At 72.5% G+C, this 16,955-nt stretch carries 14 protein-coding genes; 9 read left to right on the top strand and 5 right to left on the bottom strand.

Features of this window, described 5'->3' with window-relative positions:
* The first annotated feature begins 34 nt into the window (after positions 1 to 34).
* Positions 35 to 589 carry a hypothetical protein gene (locus ACIDOF_RS30615; RefSeq protein WP_409009414.1) on the top strand — a complete coding sequence of 185 codons (555 nt, stop codon included), beginning with the start codon at positions 35 to 37 and terminating at the stop codon, positions 587 to 589.
* 376 nt (positions 590 to 965) lie between these two features.
* Here ACIDOF_RS30615 and acnA read toward each other — a convergent pair whose 3' ends face one another.
* On the bottom strand, positions 966 to 3,683 hold the full coding sequence (acnA, locus tag ACIDOF_RS30610) for an aconitate hydratase AcnA (protein WP_409009413.1): 2,718 nt from the start codon (positions 3,681 to 3,683) through the stop codon (positions 966 to 968).
* A 358-nt stretch (positions 3,684 to 4,041) separates the two neighbouring features.
* On the opposite strand from acnA, the gene ACIDOF_RS30605 reads away from it, so the two are divergent.
* Positions 4,042 to 4,755 carry a hypothetical protein gene (locus ACIDOF_RS30605; protein ID WP_409009412.1) on the top strand — a complete coding sequence of 238 codons (714 nt, stop codon included), beginning with the start codon at positions 4,042 to 4,044 and terminating at the stop codon, positions 4,753 to 4,755.
* Between the two features lie 39 nt (positions 4,756 to 4,794).
* Here ACIDOF_RS30605 and ACIDOF_RS30600 read toward each other — a convergent pair whose 3' ends face one another.
* The gene (locus ACIDOF_RS30600) at positions 4,795 to 5,334 is read right to left on the bottom strand and encodes a DinB family protein (protein ID WP_409009411.1); all 540 of its coding nucleotides are present in this window, start codon (positions 5,332 to 5,334) and stop codon (positions 4,795 to 4,797) included.
* Positions 5,335 to 5,757: 423 nt separating this feature from the next.
* Here ACIDOF_RS30600 and ACIDOF_RS30595 point away from each other — a divergent pair, with 423 nt between their 5' ends.
* Both ACIDOF_RS30595 and ACIDOF_RS30590 read left to right on the top strand, forming a co-directional pair.
* Complete coding sequence (locus ACIDOF_RS30595) at positions 5,758 to 7,284, top strand: helix-turn-helix domain-containing protein (RefSeq protein ID WP_409009410.1); 1,527 nt, start codon at positions 5,758 to 5,760, stop codon at positions 7,282 to 7,284.
* A 139-nt stretch (positions 7,285 to 7,423) separates the two neighbouring features.
* On the top strand, positions 7,424 to 7,600 hold the full coding sequence (locus ACIDOF_RS30590) for a hypothetical protein (RefSeq protein ID WP_409009409.1): 177 nt from the start codon (positions 7,424 to 7,426) through the stop codon (positions 7,598 to 7,600).
* A gap of 75 nt (positions 7,601 to 7,675) precedes the next feature.
* On the opposite strand, the gene ACIDOF_RS30585 is transcribed toward ACIDOF_RS30590, so the two are convergent.
* Complete coding sequence (locus ACIDOF_RS30585; RefSeq protein ID WP_409009408.1) at positions 7,676 to 8,659, bottom strand: LuxR C-terminal-related transcriptional regulator; 984 nt, start codon at positions 8,657 to 8,659, stop codon at positions 7,676 to 7,678.
* A gap of 252 nt (positions 8,660 to 8,911) precedes the next feature.
* Between ACIDOF_RS30585 and ACIDOF_RS30580 the strand changes: the two genes are divergently transcribed.
* The 3 genes from ACIDOF_RS30580 (at position 8,912) to ACIDOF_RS30570 (ending at position 12,543) form a co-directional block, all read left to right on the top strand.
* Positions 8,912 to 9,997, top strand: coding sequence for a peptidoglycan-binding domain-containing protein (locus ACIDOF_RS30580; protein ID WP_409009407.1), 1,086 nt, complete (start codon positions 8,912 to 8,914; stop codon positions 9,995 to 9,997).
* A gap of 137 nt (positions 9,998 to 10,134) precedes the next feature.
* Positions 10,135 to 11,115, top strand: coding sequence for a LysR family transcriptional regulator (locus ACIDOF_RS30575; protein ID WP_409009406.1), 981 nt, complete (start codon positions 10,135 to 10,137; stop codon positions 11,113 to 11,115).
* A 72-nt stretch (positions 11,116 to 11,187) separates the two neighbouring features.
* Complete coding sequence (locus ACIDOF_RS30570; protein ID WP_409009405.1) at positions 11,188 to 12,543, top strand: alpha-lytic protease prodomain-containing protein; 1,356 nt, start codon at positions 11,188 to 11,190, stop codon at positions 12,541 to 12,543.
* 264 nt (positions 12,544 to 12,807) lie between these two features.
* Here ACIDOF_RS30570 and ACIDOF_RS30565 read toward each other — a convergent pair whose 3' ends face one another.
* Together ACIDOF_RS30565 and ACIDOF_RS30560 are read right to left on the bottom strand one after the other, a co-directional pair.
* Positions 12,808 to 13,206, bottom strand: a complete 399-nt coding sequence (locus ACIDOF_RS30565; RefSeq protein WP_409009404.1) for a RidA family protein — start codon at positions 13,204 to 13,206, stop codon at positions 12,808 to 12,810.
* On the bottom strand, positions 13,203 to 14,357 hold the full coding sequence (locus tag ACIDOF_RS30560) for an acyl-CoA dehydrogenase family protein (protein WP_409009403.1): 1,155 nt from the start codon (positions 14,355 to 14,357) through the stop codon (positions 13,203 to 13,205). Before ACIDOF_RS30560 ends, ACIDOF_RS30565 begins: the two co-directional genes overlap by 4 nt.
* A 122-nt stretch (positions 14,358 to 14,479) precedes the next feature.
* Between ACIDOF_RS30560 and ACIDOF_RS30555 the strand changes: the two genes are divergently transcribed.
* Positions 14,480 to 16,090: an AMP-binding protein gene (locus ACIDOF_RS30555; protein ID WP_409009402.1), complete on the top strand. Its 1,611-nt coding sequence runs from the start codon at positions 14,480 to 14,482 to the stop codon at positions 16,088 to 16,090.
* 35 nt (positions 16,091 to 16,125) lie between these two features.
* Entirely contained in the window at positions 16,126 to 16,950 is an 825-nt protein-coding gene (locus ACIDOF_RS30550) for a PaaX family transcriptional regulator C-terminal domain-containing protein (protein ID WP_409009401.1), read from the top strand.
* Positions 16,951 to 16,955: the final 5 nt, after the last annotated feature.

The raw sequence follows: 16,955 nt of genomic DNA, 5'->3' as shown, positions 1-16,955 counted from the left end.
GCGGCCTTCCCCGATCACTCGCGCGGGGCGCGCCGTGCGCCGCGCGCTCACCGGTGTGCTGCACGCGGGCGAGTGGCTGCGCGGCCTGCGCGGCTGGCCCCTCGCCGGGGCCGTGGTCCTGGCGGCGCTCGGGCAGATGGCCCTGATGGCGCTGCTGACCCGGGAGGTCCCCGAGGTCGCGGCGTCCTACCCGGACCTGCGGATCCCGGGCCTGTGGCTGCTCCTCACCACGCTGGTGCTGCTGCTCGGGCACCTGCTGCTCGGCGTGACGACGGTGGTCCTGGCCCGCGCGCTCGGCGGCCGCGGCGGCCTGCACCGTACGCCGGCGGTCCTCGCGGTGCTCGCCCCGCTGTGCTCGCTGCCGCTGCTGCTCGGCGGCTTCGTGGCCCCGCCGGGCAGCACCCTGGTCCAAGTCCTGCAGTTCGGCGGCCTGCTGGTCCTCGCCGCCCAGCTCACCCGCCACATCGCCCACACCCAGCACATGCTGGTGGGCCGAGCCTTCCTGGCCTCGACCCTCGCCCTCCTCGGCGAATGGCAACTGGCCCACGCGGCGGTCGAGCAGACGGGGGCGCATGCGGGGATGCTGTGAGCGCGGCCCGAAAGGGGCGCGGGGAACTGCGCGACCAGCCACGACGGCGCCGCAGCCGAAATACACCCCGGGGCCGCCCCCGCGCACGCCGAAGGCCGCACCCCCCGCGCAGGAAGTGCGGCCCTCAACCGTCAACCAGGGCCCCGGGGACCCGCAAACACGCCGAAGGCCGCACCCCCCGCGCAGGGAGTGCGGCCCTCAACTACGAACCCGTACCGCTTACTTGCGGATCAGGCTGCGCAGCACGTACTGCATGATGCCGCCGTTGCGGTAGTAGTCCGCCTCGCACCCCACCCACCCCCAGCGCCACCCGAACACGCCGAAGGCCGCACCCCCCGCGCAGGGAGTGCGGCCCTCAACTACGAACCCGTACCGCTTACTTGCGGATCAGGCTGCGCAGCACGTACTGCATGATGCCGCCGTTGCGGTAGTAGTCCGCCTCGCCGGGGGTGTCGATGCGGACGACCGCGTCGAACTCCACGCCGGTGTCGGTCGTGACCTTGACCGTGCGGGGGGTCGTGCCGTTGTTGAGCTCGGTCACGCCGGCGAAGGAGAAGGTCTCCTCACCGGTCAGGCCGAGGGACTCCGCCGAGGCGCCCTCCGGGAACTGCAGCGGGAGGACGCCCATGCCGATGAGGTTCGAGCGGTGGATGCGCTCGTACGACTCGGCGATGACGGCCTTGACGCCGAGGAGCGCGGTGCCCTTGGCGGCCCAGTCGCGGGACGAGCCGGAGCCGTACTCCTTGCCCGCGAGGACGACCAGCGGGATGCCCTGGTCGATGTAGTTGCGGGAGGCGTCGTAGATGAAGGAGACGGGGGCGTCGTCCTTCGTGAAGTCGCGGGTGAAGCCGCCCTCCGTGCCCGGCGCGATCTGGTTGCGCAGGCGGATGTTGGCGAACGTGCCGCGGATCATGACCTCGTGGTTGCCTCGGCGCGAGCCGTAGGAGTTGAAGTCACGACGCTCCACACCGTGCTCGGTGAGGTACTTGCCGGCCGGGGTGTCGGCCTTGATCGCACCGGCCGGGGAGATGTGGTCGGTGGTGACCGAGTCGCCCAGCTTGGCCAGCACACGGGCGCCGGTGATGTCCTCGACCGGGGCCGGGTCCATCGTCATGCCCTCGAAGTACGGGGGCTTGCGCACGTAGGTGGACTCGGTGTCCCACTCGAAGGTGTTGCCGGTGGGGACCGGGAGGGCCTGCCACTGGGCGTCGCCCGCGAAGACGTCGGAGTAGGACTTGTTGAACATGTCCTCGCCGATGGCGTTCGCCACGACGTCGTTGACCTCGGCCTCGGTCGGCCAGATGTCCTCGAGGTAGACCGGCTTGCCGTCCTGGTCGGTGCCCAGGGCGTCCTTGGTGATGTTCACCTTCATCGAACCGGCGATGGCGTACGCGACGACCAGCGGCGGGGACGCCAGGTAGTTCATCTTGACGTCGGGGTTGATGCGGCCCTCGAAGTTCCGGTTGCCGGAGAGGACCGAGGTGACGGCGAGGTCGTGGTCGTTGACGGCCTTGGAGACCTCCTCCGGCAGCGGGCCGGAGTTGCCGATGCAGGTGGTGCAGCCGTAACCGACCAGGTTGAAGCCGACCTTGTCGAGGTACGGGGTCAGGCCCGCCTTGTCGAAGTAGTCGGTGACGACCTTCGAGCCCGGGGCGAGGGTGGTCTTGACCCACGGCTTGCGGGTCAGGCCACGCTCGACGGCCTTCTTCGCGACGAGCGCCGCGGCGACCATCACGTACGGGTTCGAGGTGTTGGTGCAGGAGGTGATGGCCGCGACCGTCACCGCACCGTGGTCGATCTCGTACGTCGAGCCGTCGGGGGCGGTCACGGTGACCGGCTTCGACGGACCGCCGTTGGGGTGGTTGACCGGGGCGTCGGAGGCCGGGAAGGACTCGATGCCGGCCTCGTCGGCGGTGTCGACGTAGTTGAGGACGTCCGACTTGAACTGCTCGGCGGCGTTCGCGAGGACGATGCGGTCCTGCGGGCGCTTCGGGCCGGCGATCGACGGGACGACGGTGGAGAGGTCGAGCTCCAGCTTCTCGGAGAAGTCGGGCTCGGCGGCCGGGTCGAGCCAGAGGCCCTGCTCCTTGGCGTACGCCTCGACGAGCGCGACCTGCTGCTCCGAACGGCCGGTCAGCTTCAGGTAGTTCAGGGTCTCGTCGTCGATCGGGAAGATCGCGGCGGTGGAGCCGAACTCCGGCGACATGTTGCCGATGGTGGCGCGGTTGGCGAGGCTCGTGGCCGCCACACCCTCGCCGTAGAACTCGACGAACTTGCCGACGACGCCGTGCTTGCGCAGCATCTCGGTGATCGTGAGGACGAGGTCCGTGGCGGTGGTGCCGGGCTTCAGCTCGCCGGTCAGCTTGAAGCCGACGACGCGCGGGATGAGCATCGAGACCGGCTGGCCGAGCATCGCGGCCTCGGCCTCGATGCCGCCGACGCCCCAGCCGAGCACGCCGAGGCCGTTGACCATCGTGGTGTGCGAGTCGGTGCCGACGAGGGTGTCGGGGTAGGCCTGGCCGCCCCGGACCATGACCGTACGAGCGAGGTGCTCGATGTTGACCTGGTGGACGATGCCGGTGCCGGGCGGGACGACCTTGAACTCGTCGAAGGCGGTCTGGCCCCAGCGCAGGAACTGGTAGCGCTCCTTGTTGCGGCCGTACTCCAGCTCGACGTTCTGGCCGAAGGCGTCCTTGGTGCCGAACTTGTCGGCGATGACGGAGTGGTCGATGACCAGCTCGGCCGGGGCCAGCGGGTTGATCTTCGCCGGGTCGCCGCCGAGCTCCTTCACGGCCTCACGCATGGTGGCGAGGTCCACGACACAGGGAACGCCGGTGAAGTCCTGCATGATCACGCGGGCCGGCGTGAACTGGATCTCCTGGGAGGGCTGGGCCTGCGAGTTCCAGTTGCCGAGGGCACGGATGTGGTCGGCCGTGATGTTCGCGCCGTCCTCGGTGCGGAGCAGGTTCTCCAGAAGAACCTTGAGGCTGTAGGGAAGGCGAGCAGAGCCCTCGACCTTGTCCAGCCTGAAGATCTCGTACGACTCGTCGCCCACGCGCAGCGTGCTGCGGGCGTCGAAGCTGTTCGCCGACACGACAGTCTCCTTCATATATGTGCGCGTACCACCGCAATCCTGCCGCCACGACCCTGGACCGATCCGCTAAGGTAGGGCTAAGTTAGGTAACCCTTACCGACAGGTTCGATGTCGGCGTGCGGCGCGGTGCGCCTCGGCAGATATCTCGATGTCGAGATAACTCTAGTACATGCCGCGGGATCGGTCATGCCCTGCCCCGGCCCGACGGCGCCAACAGTCGGCGAAGCGCGCGTGAACTCCCCCGCACGCACCGTCGACCTTCGGCTCCCCCGCCCCCTACTTTCGTCGCGCCCGGCCGGGCCCGACCGCTTCCGACGGCCGATGCGACGGCGCGTACCCGATTTCTACGGTGGATCCCATGAATCGCAGCACGGGGAACGAGACGCGCGTCACGCAGGACGCCTCGCGGCTGCGGCAGCCGGGCTGGCTGCCGCTTGCCTTCGCCGCGCTCGGCACGGGCGCGGGGTTCGCCGCGAAGCACCTGGCGCACTGGCTGGTGTCGCTGCCCCGCGCCCCCTTCAAGGGTCCGGCAGAACTCCTCACTTCGCTCCCCGAGCCCTGGCTGACGCTCGGCCTCCTGGTCGCGGGCGCGGTGCTCGGCCTGCTCGCCGGACTGCTCGTGCTGCACGAGGAGCTGGCGGTGCGGGTCGACGCCGCCGGGGTCACGCTGACCCGAGGGGGCGAGCCGAGCACGTTCCCGCGCGCGAAGCTCGCCGCGGCCTTCCGGGACGGCAAGGACCTGGTGCTGCTCGGCCCGGACGGTGCGGAACTGGCGCGCGAGCGCTGCGACTTCCGCGAGCGCCGGCTCGCCTCGGCCTTCACCCGGCACGGCCACCGCTGGACGGACCGCGACCCGCACGCCGCCGACTTCCGCCTCTGGGTGCCGGACGCGCCCGGCCTGCCGCCCGGCGCCGACGCGCTGCTCAAGGCCCGCGCGAAGGCCCTCGCCCGCGACGACTCGACGTCCGCCGCCGACCGCCGCGAACTCCGCGCCGAACTGGCCCGCCTGGGCGTGTACGTACGGGACGAGAAGCGGCGCCAGCACTGGCGGAGGCGGCCCGGCGCGGAGTGAGGACCTGACGAAGCGGAGTGAGGACCTGACGGAGGGGCCTCAGCCCATGCTCTTCGCGCCGTCCAGGGACTCGCGGATGATGTCGGCGTGCCCGGCGTGCTGGGCGGTCTCGGCGCAGATGTGCATCAGGACCCGGCGCACCGACCAGCGCCCGCCCGGCTCGTGCCACGGGGCCTTCGGCAGCGGCCAGGACTTGTCCAGGTCGGACAGGGCCGCGATCACCTCGTCGGTGTGGGCGGCGACCTTCTCGTAGTCGGCGAGGATCCCGGCCAGGGTCTCGCCGGGCAGCATGCGGAAGCCGTCGGCGTACTCCTGCCGCTGGGCCTCGGTCGGCGCCTCGAAGTCCGGCATCGCGGACGGGCCGTTCAGGATGAACTCCGTCCAGTTGCGCTCCACGGCGGTGACGTGCTTGACCAGTCCAGCCAGGCACAGCTCACTCGCGGTGGTGCGCCGCGCGGCCTGCTCGTCGGTCAGGTCCCGGGTGGTCCGGCGCAGGAAGGAGCGGTGGTGGGCGAGGATCTCCAGCCAGTCGGCCCGCTCGCCGGTGGGGGTGTGCTGCTGGGGTGCGGTCTCGGTCATCGGATTCGCCTTCCGCTGCTCATGTCGCCGTCTGTCGGCCGGTCAGAGACGACCGTAGAAGCCATCGAGGCCGGATCGTGTCCTACATACGCGGCACTTCGCCCCGAACTGCGCACCGTTTCGCCCCGATTGTCACCTTCGTACGGCTGGCTCATCTTGAAGCTGCCGCCGCCCGCCGAGGTCGGCGTCCGGTCGCGGAGGGGTCGCGGGGGAGGCCGACGGCGCTGCGCCCGCCCAGCGGATCCGAACTCCCGCTGCACCAGCCGCCGCACCCGGTGGCCCACAGCCTCTGAACCTCGGGGGCGGGCGGCCCTCGTCGCCTGACGCGCAGTCAGGGGTCCGTCCACCGAGGCGACACGCGATGCCACCCGGACGGACGCGCTCCGTTTCTCTTTTATCTCACATCCGATATACGGTCGCGCCATGGCAGACGACTACCTCGTACGCATCGGCAAGCTCATCCGTGACGCCCGTCAACACCGGGGCTGGACACAGTCCCAGCTCGCCGAGGCACTCGGTACCAGCCAGAGCGCTGTGAACCGCATCGAACGCGGCAACCAAAACATCAGCCTTGAGATGATCGCTCGAATCGGTGAAGCACTCGACAGCGAAATCGTCTCTCTGGGCTACGCCGGCCCGATGCATCTGCGCGTCGTCGGCGGCCGCCGGCTCTCCGGCTCCATCGACGTGAAGACGAGCAAGAACGCCTGCGTCGCGCTGCTCTGCGCCTCGCTGCTCAACAAGGGCCGTACGGTGCTGCGCCGGGTCGCACGGATCGAGGAGGTCTTCCGGATCCTGGAGGTCCTGAACTCCATCGGCGTGCGCACCCGGTGGATCAACGAGGGCGTCGACCTGGAGATCGTGCCGCCCGCCACGCTCGACCTGGACGCGATCGACGCGGAGGCGGCCCGCCGCACCCGCTCGATCATCATGTTCCTCGGCCCGCTCCTGCACCGCATGGACCGCTTCAAGCTGCCGTACGCGGGCGGCTGCGACCTCGGCACCCGCACCGTCGAGCCGCACATGATCGCGCTGCGCCGCTTCGGCCTCGAAGTCACCGCGACCGAGGGCATCTACCACGCCGAGGTCGAGCGCAGCTCCCCCGACCGCCCGATCGTGCTGACCGAGCGGGGCGACACCGTGACGGAGAACGCGCTGCTCGCCGCGGCCCGGCACGACGGCGTCACCGTCATCCGCAACGCCTCGTCCAACTACATGGTCCAGGACCTGTGCTTCTTCCTGGAGGCGCTCGGCGTCAAGGTCGACGGGGTCGGCACGACGACGCTGACCGTGCACGGCGTACCGACCATCGACGTGGACGTGGACTACTCGCCGTCGGAGGACCCGGTCGAGGCGATGAGCCTGCTCGCCGCGGCCGTCGTCACCGAGTCCGAACTCACCATCCGGCGTGTGCCGATCGAGTTCATGGAGATCGAGCTGGCGGTCCTGGAGGAGATGGGCCTGCACTCCGACCGCTCCGCGGAGTACCCCGCCGACAACGGCCGCACCCGCCTGGTGGACCTGACCGTGCGCCCCTCCAAGCTGGAGGCGCCGATCGACAAGATCCACCCGATGCCGTTCCCGGGCCTGAACATCGACAACGTGCCGTTCTTCGCGGCCATCGCGGCCGTCGCCCAGGGCAAGACCCTCATCCACGACTGGGTGTACGACAACCGCGCGATCTACCTCACCGACCTCAACCGCCTCGGCGGCCGCCTCCAACTCCTCGACCCGCACCGGGTGTTGGTGGAGGGCCCGACCCGCTGGCGGGCCGCCGAGATGATGTGCCCGCCGGCCCTGCGCCCGGCCGTGGTCGTGCTGCTCGCGATGATGGCGGCGGAGGGCACGTCGGTGCTGCGCAACGTGTACGTCATCAACCGCGGCTACGAGGACCTCGCGGAGCGGCTCAACTCCGTGGGCGCCCAGATCGAGACGTTCCGGGACATCTGACCGACGACGGTCCGGCCGGCTCGTGCGGGTGGGACCGCTGGGGCGGCCCGGCCCGTCCCACCCGGTCGGACCGCCCGACGTGCGGGGCGACCGCGGCTGATGAAAGGTCGAAGCAAGTCCCCACTCGAAGGAGAAACGCATGCTTCGGCGCATCTCAATCGCACTGGCCGGTCTGATGGCGGTCGGCTTCTTCGCCGCAGGCCCGGCGTCCGCCCACGGCAGCGACGTGGAAGGCTGCTCGGCGAACGGCACGCACGTCAAGGCCGGCAGCGTCATGGTGCACGACTTTGAGAAGACGTGCTGGGACGTGGGCTGACCCGTCCCGCAGCGGTAGACGATTCGGGTGGGCGCCCCGCAGGGGGTGCCCACCCGAACGCGTGCGTGCAGAGCGTCACGGCTGCCGGTCGGCCGTCCTGCCGCCCAGGCACCACACCAGCTCGGAGCGCTGCCGGATGCCCAACTTCCGCAGGATGCTGCTCACATGGGCCTTGACGGTCTTCTCCGAGATGAACAGGCGCCGGCCGATCATCGCGTTGGTCATCGACTCGCGGGCGATCAGGTCGGCGATCTCCCGCTCCCGGGCGGTGAGCGCGCCGAGGTCCGTGCGGTCGGGCGGCGGGGCGGCGGGCTTCAGCACCATCATCGCCAGTTCGGTGCCGACGAGCCGGCACTGGTCCTTGATCCGGCCCAGCTCCTGCCGCAGTTGGGCCGTGTCGAGCAGCGCCGCGCGGGACTGCAGGGTGTCCAGGCAGCGCGCGACCTCGTCCAGCCGGTCGGTCGCCGTGTGCAGCATGTCCACGGGGAAGTCGAGGCGGCTGTGGTCGAGTTCGGGGAAGTCCCGGTAGAGCCGTTCGCGCGCCGCCGAGCGGGCGCCGTCGTCGAGGGACAGCGCAAGGGCCTGGGCGAGCCATGCGAGGGCGACGACGAAGGTGTCGTCGAAGACGTCCGCCCTGGGTGACTGGGTGTTGACCATGCCGATCACCGTGTCGCCGTCGGGCCCGAACATCGGCACGGCGACCGCGTCCCGGCTCAGCGAGCCGTCCCCCATCGGCGCCCCGACATGGCAGCGCCGCCCGTTGTCCTGCGCGTAGCGGTACGGCGCGGCCCGCGCCCTGATCCAGTACGACACCCCGTCCCGGCCGAACCGGGAGGTGTCGGCGGCGAGCAGCTCGCCGTCGCTGTAGACGTACGGCAGGACCAGCGTGTTGTCGCCCTGGTAGAGGCCCACGTAGAACGTCTCGACGGGGGCGATGGCCATGGCGGCGCGGCGGACGGCCGCGCACATCTCGCTGACGTCGTCCGGCGCCAGCATCCGCAACTGGCGGTCGGCCAGGCGCAGGGCCCCTCTGACCGTCTCTGGCAGTACCGTCTCCAAGCCGACCCTCCGGTGACTGGCGTCGCGCCGCAGCGGGGCATCGACGATATCCCGAACCGTGCCGACTCGGCGGGGCACCGCGGAAGTCCGTCCGGCGGGCCGGGGCCTAGGTCCCGGCCGCCCGAGAATCGGTCCAAGTCGTAGCGCCACAAGGGGCGTTGGCTGCCTAGGGTCGACGGCAGGCCGCGCCGCGCACAGGTCGTACGGCCGAGTCCTGGCGGTACCCCCCACTCATCGGAGAAAGGACCTCCCATGCCCACTCGACGCACTGTCCTGAGAACCCTCGCCGCCGGTGCGGGCGTCGCCGCCGTCGGGGTCGCCGGCACGCAGGCGTTCGGCGGCCCGACCGGCGCCGCGGCCCCGGCCCCGCGCGAGGTCGACCTGAAGCCCGGCACGGGCGGCGCCGATGTGGTCGCGCTGCAGCACCTGTTGACCGCGTACGGCCACCAGACCTCGGCCGATGGGGACTACGGGCCGCTGACCGAGCGGGCCGTGGCGAAGTTCCAGGGTGCGCGCGGACTCGTGAAGGACGGCTGGGCCGGGCCGCTCACCATGAAGAAGATGCTGGACAACGGCAAGGTCGCCGCCGAGCGGGGCTGGGGCAACCGCCATACGGTCCGCGCTGTGCAGACCCTGCTCGTGGACCTCGGGTACGCGATGGCCGTCGACGGGGACTTCGGTCCGCTCACGCAGTCGAGCGTCGAGAAGCACCAGTCCAGGTGCAAGCTCGACGCGTCCGGGACCGTCACCTACACCACGTGGACGTACCTGTTCAGGCCGCCGCGGAAGCCCGGCGGCGGGTTCCAGAAGGGCCCGGCCGTGCTGGTGGCGCAGTCCGGGAGCGGGCTCGCGACCTGGGCGTACGACTGCGGGCCCGCCGCGTTCGTCGCGCTGCAGCTGCGGATGGGCCGCAAGCCCGGCAGGTGGACGGACGTCGCGCACCGCGGGGCCGCCATCGACCACGCCCGCCGGACCGTGCTCGGCATGACGAACAACACGCGTGGCACCGGGCAGATCCGGGACGAGGTCGGGCTCGTCGCCGGGTTCCGGCGGCTCGGCGTGGAGCAGGCCAGGACCGGCGGCTTCGACGACGCGCTGGCGGCGGTGCGCGCGGGCGGGGTGTCGATGCTGGGCGGCGACCTCGCGGTGTGCGCCCGCTGGAACGGCCGCTCGACCGGGTCGACGCTGCACTGGATCGCGCTGCTCGACCACAGCGCGAAGTCCGGGAAGTACCAGGTCGCCGACTCCAGCAGCAAGCACAACGAGCTGGTGTGGGTGACGCGGAGTCAACTCGCGTCGTTCGCGCGCAGTTGGGGCGACTCGGTGTGCGTCCAGTAGCCGCGCGACCCGAGGGGCGGGGGCGTACGCCGATGCGTCCCCGCCCCTCGTCCGGTGCCCGCGTGTGCGCCCCGCCCGCCTCCGCTGGTCTGGACCAGACTCTTGCCTCCTTGGCCGGCTGCCCGCAAGCTCCCCTCATGGAGCTGGAGTTGCGTCACCTCAAGACGATCCGGGCCATCGCCGACGCGGGCAGCCTCACCCGGGCCGCCACCGCGCTCGGGCTCGCCCAGCCCGCGCTCAGCACGCAGCTGAAGCGGATCGAACGGGCCCTGGGCGGGCCGCTGTTCGAGCGCGGACGGCAGGGCGTGCGGGCGACCGCGCTCGGCGAGCTGGTGCTTGCGCGGGCCCGGATCGTGCTGCCCGCCGTGAGCGACCTGCAGCAGGAGGCCGTACGGTTCGCCCGCACCTGGGACCGCCGGGGCGAGCTGACCGTCGGCGGCACGCACGGCCCGCTGCTCGGCGGCCTCGTCGACCGGCTCGCCGACTCGGCGCCCGGACTTCGCGTGTCCACGCGTACGTCCTGGTCGGAGCGGGAGATCGCCGAGTGCGTGGTCGCGGGGCGGCTCGACTTCGCGCTGGTCGGGGCGTGCGGGACGGCCGCGCCGCCGGGGAGCGGGACGCTGGTGTGGCGGGAGGTGGCCGTCGACCCGGTGTTCGTGATGCTCGCCGACAGCCATCCGCTCGCGGGGCGTGCCGAGGTTCAACTCGCCGAGCTGTCCGGGGAGTTCTGGACGGACGTGCCGGGCGACGGCTGCTTCGCGGACTGTTTCGCCGCCGCCTGCGCCCGCGCCGGCTTCACCCCGGCCGGGGTGTACGAGACGGACACCGCGTCGTGCGTGCACCTGGTGCAGGTCGGGCGGGCCGTGGGGCTGTGCCGGGCGACGTTCCCGACGACGCCGGGGATGGTCACGCGGCCGCTCGCCGGTACGCCGCTGACCTGGCGGCATCTGCTCGGCTGGCATCCGACGGCGCAGCCCGCGCAGCTCGCCTCGTCGGTGTTCACGCAGGCCTGCGCCGCGCACGCCACGGCGGCCGCGCGCAGCGACAGCTACACGTCCTGGCTGACCCGCCCGGACGGCCCGAACCGGGGGCATAACGCCGGGCAGAGGGTCAACTGACAGCTGCCCGCGGCCCGTTGGCGGCTCCTACGGTGTCGGCACCTCCCCCACCGATTCCGAGGAGAGTCCCCCATGCTCCGCAGACATGCCACGGCCGTGTGCGCCGCGCTCGCCACGGTCGGCGCGCTGGCCCTCGCCGGCCAGGCCACCGCTCACCCCGACCCCGCCGCGGCGGCCCCGTCCGCCGCCGAGACCCTGCGCGTCGACCGCACCTCCCCCGCCGTGCTCGACGCGATGGGCCGCGACCTCGGCCTGACCCGCGCGCAGGCCGAGCAGCGGCTCGTCAACGAGGCCCGGGCGGGGGCGACTTCGGGCCGCCTGCAGGCCGCGCTCGGCGAGGACTTCGCGGGCGCGTGGGTGTCCGGCGCCGACTCCGGCCGCCTCACCGTGGCGACCACCGACCCGGCCGACGTACGCGCCATCACCGCCCGGGGCGCGCGGGCCGAGGTCGTCCGGCACACGCTCGGCGAACTCGACGCGGCGAAGGCCCGCCTCGACCGGGCGGCGCGTACGACGGACACCCGGGACGCGCCGGTCTGGTACGTGGACGTGCGCAGCAACTCCGTTGTCGTACAGGCGATCTCGGCCCGTGCCGGGGAGAAGCTGCTGTCGGCGGCGAAGGTGGACCGGGCGGTGGCGCGAGTCGACGCGACCTCGCAGCGGCCGCGTGCGCTGTACGACCTGCGGGGCGGCGACGCGTACTACATGAACGGCAGCGGGCGCTGCTCGGTCGGCTTCCCCGTCACCAAGGGCACGCAGCAGGGCTTCGCCACCGCCGGACACTGCGGCCGCGCGGGCACGACGACCAGCGGCTGGAACCAGGTCGCGCAGGGCACGTTCCAGGCGTCCACGTTCCCCGGCCGGGACATGGCGTGGGTGGCGGTCAACGCGCAGTGGACGTCCACGCCGTACGTGAAGGGGCAGGGCGGGGCGAACGTGCAGGTCACGGGGTCGACGCAGCAGCCGGTCGGCGCCTCCGTCTGCCGTTCCGGTTCCACGACCGGCTGGCACTGCGGCACGATCCAGCAGCACAACACCAGCGTCACGTACCCCGAGGGCACGATCAGCGGGGTCACGCGGACGTCGGTGTGCGCCGAGCCGGGCGACTCCGGGGGCTCGTACATCTCCGGCAGCCAGGCGCAGGGCGTGACGTCCGGCGGCTCGGGCAACTGCAGCTCGGGCGGGACGACGTTCCACCAGCCGATCAACCCGCTGCTCCAGACGTACGGGCTGACGCTGAAGACCGCCGGCGGCGCGGACCCCGGTGAGCCGGGCGAGCCCGGTGACACGACGTGGGCCACCGGTGGGGTGTACGAGGCGGGGGACACGGTGACGTACGACGGTGCGTCGTACCGGTGCCTCCAGGCGCACCAGGCGCAGGCGGGCTGGGAGCCGCCGGTTGCGCCGTCGCTCTGGCAGCGGGTGTAGGTGTGCGCCGGGGGGGTGCGGGGTTGTCGTCCCCGCACCCCCTACGTCTGCACCCCCAGGGGGCTCCGCCCCCGGCCCCCCGGCTCCTCAAACGCCGGAGGGGCTTCCGGGGTGCGTCGTCGGCTTTCCCGCCGCGGTGGCGCTGTGCCCACCCGTTCCGCCCTGCGGAACGCCTGCCCACAGCCAGGTGCGCCCCTTTTAGGGGCGCGGGGAACTGCGCGACCAGCCACAGCGGCGCCGCAGACGAACCAGTACCGCCGGGGCCTACTCCAGCACCGCAACCCCCTCCAGTTCCACCAGGCACTCCTCGTCCCACAACCGCACCGCGCCGATGACGGCCATCGCCGGATAGTCGCGGCCGGCCGACTCGCGCCAGATGCGGCCGAGTTCACGGGCATGCGCGCGGTAGTCCGCGACGTCCGTGGCGTAGACCGTGAGGCGGGCCAGGTCGGCGGGGGTGCCGCCGGCCGCGCGGAGGGCGGTCAGCAGATTGCCGAGGGCCCGCTCGAACTGCTCGGGCAGCGGCCCGGGGACCGGTTTGCCGTCGGCGTCGAGGGCGGTCTGCCCGGCGAGGAAGACCAGGCGGGAGCCGGTCGCGGTGACGGCGTGCGAGAACCCGGTGGGCGGGGACAGCTCGGCGGGGTTGACGCGTTCCAGGCTCACTCGGCGGCCTCCTCTGCGAGCTGCGCGTACAGCTCCTTGGCGATGATGGTGCGCTGGACCTCGGTGGCGCCCTCGTAGATGCGGGGTGCGCGGACCTCGCGGTAGAGGTGTTCGAGCAGGTGGCCGCGTTGCAGGGCGCGGGCGCCGTGGAGTTGCACGGCCGCGTCGACGACCTGCTGTGCGGTCTCCGTGGCGAGGAGTTTCGCCATGGCCGCCCGGCGCGGCACGTCCCGTTCGCCCCGGTCGTACGCCGCGGCGGCCGCGTACACGAGGAGGCGCGCGGCCTCGGTGCGGGTGGCCAGCTCGGCGACCTGGTGGGCGACGGCCTGGAGGTCCTTCAACTGGCCGCCGAACGCCCGGCGTCGGGCGGTGTGCGCGAGGGTCGCGTCGAGCGCCGCCTGTGCCATGCCCACCGCGAACGCGCCGACGCTCGGCCGGAACAGGTTGAGCGTGCCCATCGCGACGCGGAAGCCGCGGTCGACCTCCCCGATCAGGTCGTCCCGGGTGACGGGCACCCCGTCGAAGGCGAGGACGCCGATGGGGTGCGGGGAGATCATGTCGAGCGGGGTGCCGGTGAGGCCGGGGCGGTCCGCGGGGACGAGGAACGCGGAGACGCCGCGGGCGCCCGCGCCGGGGGTGGTGCGGGCGAAGACGGTGTAGAAGTCGGCCTCGGGGGCGTTGGAGATCCAGCACTTCTCGCCGGTCAGCCGCCAGCCGTCGCCCTGCCCGGGGGCCCGCCCGGGGTCCCGTTCCGCCGCCAGCGTCAGCGCCGCCGCGTCGGAGCCCGCGTCCGGCTCGCTCAGCGCGAACGCGGCGACCGCGCTGCCCTCCTCGACCTGCGGCAACCAGCGGGCGCGCTGGGCGGGCGTGCCGTGTGCGTGCACCGGGTGGGCGCCGAGGCCCTGCAGGGCGAGCGCGGTCTCCGCCTCCGTGCAGCCGTACGCGAGGGACTCGCGCATCAGGCAGAGTTCGAGCGAGCCGGAGCTGAACAGCCGTTCCAGGAGCCCGAGTTCGCCGAGGGCGCGGACCAGCGGGCGGTTGATGCGGCCCGCCTCCCCGTGGTCGGCCAGCGGGCGCAGACGCTCGGCGGCCAGGGTGCGCAGCTCCGCACACCACTGGAGTTCCTTCGGGTCGAGCGCGAATTCTGACACCGGCACGCCTCCTTGCGGCGGAGTTATCGCGATGCGTTGACTGTCGTCACCAACACGATACGCTCGATGAGCGACGCCACCACGTCCTCGGCACTTTCCGGGGCACTTCTGAGGGGCGAACGATGGAGCTGACAACCTCGGCCCACGCCGACACCTTCCCCCGCGACCACCTTCCACCGCACGACCAGTGGCCGCACCTGGACTTCGAACTGCCCGAGCTGCGGTACCCGCAGCGGCTGAACAGCGCCACCGAACTCCTGGACCGCACCGTGGACCGCCTGGGCCCGGACCGCCCCGCGTTCCGCACCCCGAACGGCGAGGTGTGGTCGTACGGCGGGCTGCAGGACCGGGTCGACCGGATCGCGCGGGTGCTCACCGACGAGCTCGGCGTCGTGCCCGGCAACCGGGTGCTGCTGCGCGGGCCGACCACGCCCTGGCTGGCGGCGTGCTGGCTGGCCGTCCTGAAGGCGGGCGCGGTCGCCGTGACCGTGCTGGCGCAGCAGCGGGCCGGGGAGCTGGCCACGGTCTGCGAGATCGCCCGGGTCGAGCACGCGCTGTGCGACGCCCGGCACGTGGACGACCTGGCCAGGGCCTCGGCCCCCGGGTTGCGGATCACGCCGTTCGGTGGTGACGGCCCGGACGACCTGGTGCGGCGGGCGGCCCGGCAGGAGCCCGGGTTCACCGCGGTGGACACGGCCGCGGACGACGTGGCGCTGATCGCGTTCACCAGCGGCACGACCGGCCGCCCCAAGGGCTGCATGCACTTCCACCGGGACGTGCTCGCGATCGCCGACACCTTCTCGCGGCACGTGCTGCGGCCCACCCCCGACGACGTGTTCGCGGGCAGCCCGCCGCTCGGTTTCACGTTCGGGCTCGGCGGTCTCGTGGTGTTTCCGCTGCGGGCCGGCGCGTCGGCGCTGCTGCTCGAACAGGCGGGCCCCAAGCAGCTGTTGCCCGCGATCGCCGAGCACCGCGTGTCCGTCCTGTTCACCGCGCCGACCGCGTACCGCGCGATCCTCGACGAGGTCGACAACTACGACATCTCCTCGCTGCGGCGCTGCGTCTCGGCGGGCGAGAACCTGCCGGAGGCCACCTGGGAGGCGTGGCGGGAGCGGACCGGTCTGCGGATCATCAACGGCATCGGCGCCACCGAGCTGCTGCACATCTTCATCTCCGCCGCCGACGACGCGATCCGCCCCGGCCGCACCGGCCTGCCCGTGCCCGGCTGGCAGGCGCGGGTCGTCGACGGCGCCGGGGAGCCGGTGCCCGACGGCGAGCCCGGCCTGCTCGCGGTGCGCGGCCCGGTCGGCTGCCGCTATCTCGCCGACCCGCGACAGCAGGAGTACGTACGGGGCGGCTGGAACCTCACCGGGGACACGTACGTCCGCGAGCCGGACGGCTACTTCCGGTACGTGGCCCGCGCCGACGACATGATCATCTCGGCCGGGTACAACATCGCCGGGCCCGAGGTCGAGGACGCGCTGCTTCGCCACCCGGACGTCGTGGAGGCCGCGGTGGTGGGCCGCCCGGACGAGCTGCGCGGGCAGAGCGTCGTCGCCCATGTGGTGCTGCGCGACGGGGTGCCGCGCACGGAGGCGACGGTCGCGCTGCTGCGGGACTTCGTGAAGGCGGAGCTGGTGCCGTACAAGTGCCCGCGCGAGATCGTGTTCCCGGACTCGCTGCCGCGCACGCCCACCGGCAAGCTGCAGCGCTTCCGCCTCCGGACGCCCTGAACTCGGCCGCGGCGGCGGGTTCTAGAGTGATCACCGTGGCAGAGCTGCACACTCCGCGGTCCCTGATCGTCACGTACTACGGCGCGTACGGCCGTCGCACGCCGGGTCCCGTGCCCGTGGCCGAACTGATCCGGCTGCTCGGCGCGGTCGGCGTGGACGCGCCGTCCGTGCGCTCCGCCGTGTCCCGGCTGAAGCGGCGCGGCCTGCTCGTGCCGGAGCGCACGGCCGACGGCGCCGCCGGGTACGCGCTGTCCGCGGACGCCCGCCAGCTCCTGGACGACGGCGACCGGCGGATCTACGCCCACGGGCAGCCGCGGCGCGAGTCCGGCTGGGTGCTCGCGGTGTTCTCGGTGCCGGAGTCGGAGCGGCAGAAGCGGCACGTGCTGCGCTCCCGGCTCACCGGCCTCGGCTTCGGCACGGCCGCCCCCGGCGTGTGGATCGCCCCGGCCCGGCTGTACGAGGAGACCCGGCACACCCTGGAGCGGCTCCAACTCGCCGCGTACGTGGACCTGTTCCGCGGGGAGCACCTCGGGTTCGCGGCGACGGCCGACGCGGTGGCGCGCTGGTGGGACCTGACGGCCCTCGCCGAGCAGCACGAACGGTTCCTCGCCGCGCACGAGCCGGTGCTGCGTGCCTGGGAGTCCCGCCCGGACACCCCGCCGGAGGCGGCGTACCGCGACTATCTGCTCGCCCTCGACAGCTGGCGGCACCTGCCGTACGCCGACCCGGGGCTGCCCGCGGAGCTGTTGCCGTCCGACTGGCCGGGCGAGCGTTCGGCCCGGGTGTTCGCGGCTCTGGACGCGCGGCTGCGGGAGGCGGGCGCGGCGTTCTGCAACGCGCGGGAGAGCGTGGGGAGTTGAGCGGA

The organism is Streptomyces sp. Da 82-17, assembly GCF_046098215.1.
In the GTDB taxonomy this organism is placed as follows: domain Bacteria; phylum Actinomycetota; class Actinomycetes; order Streptomycetales; family Streptomycetaceae; genus Streptomyces.
The sequence above is the reverse complement of the archived record's forward strand: the minus strand, read 5'-3'. Positions and strand labels throughout refer to the sequence as shown.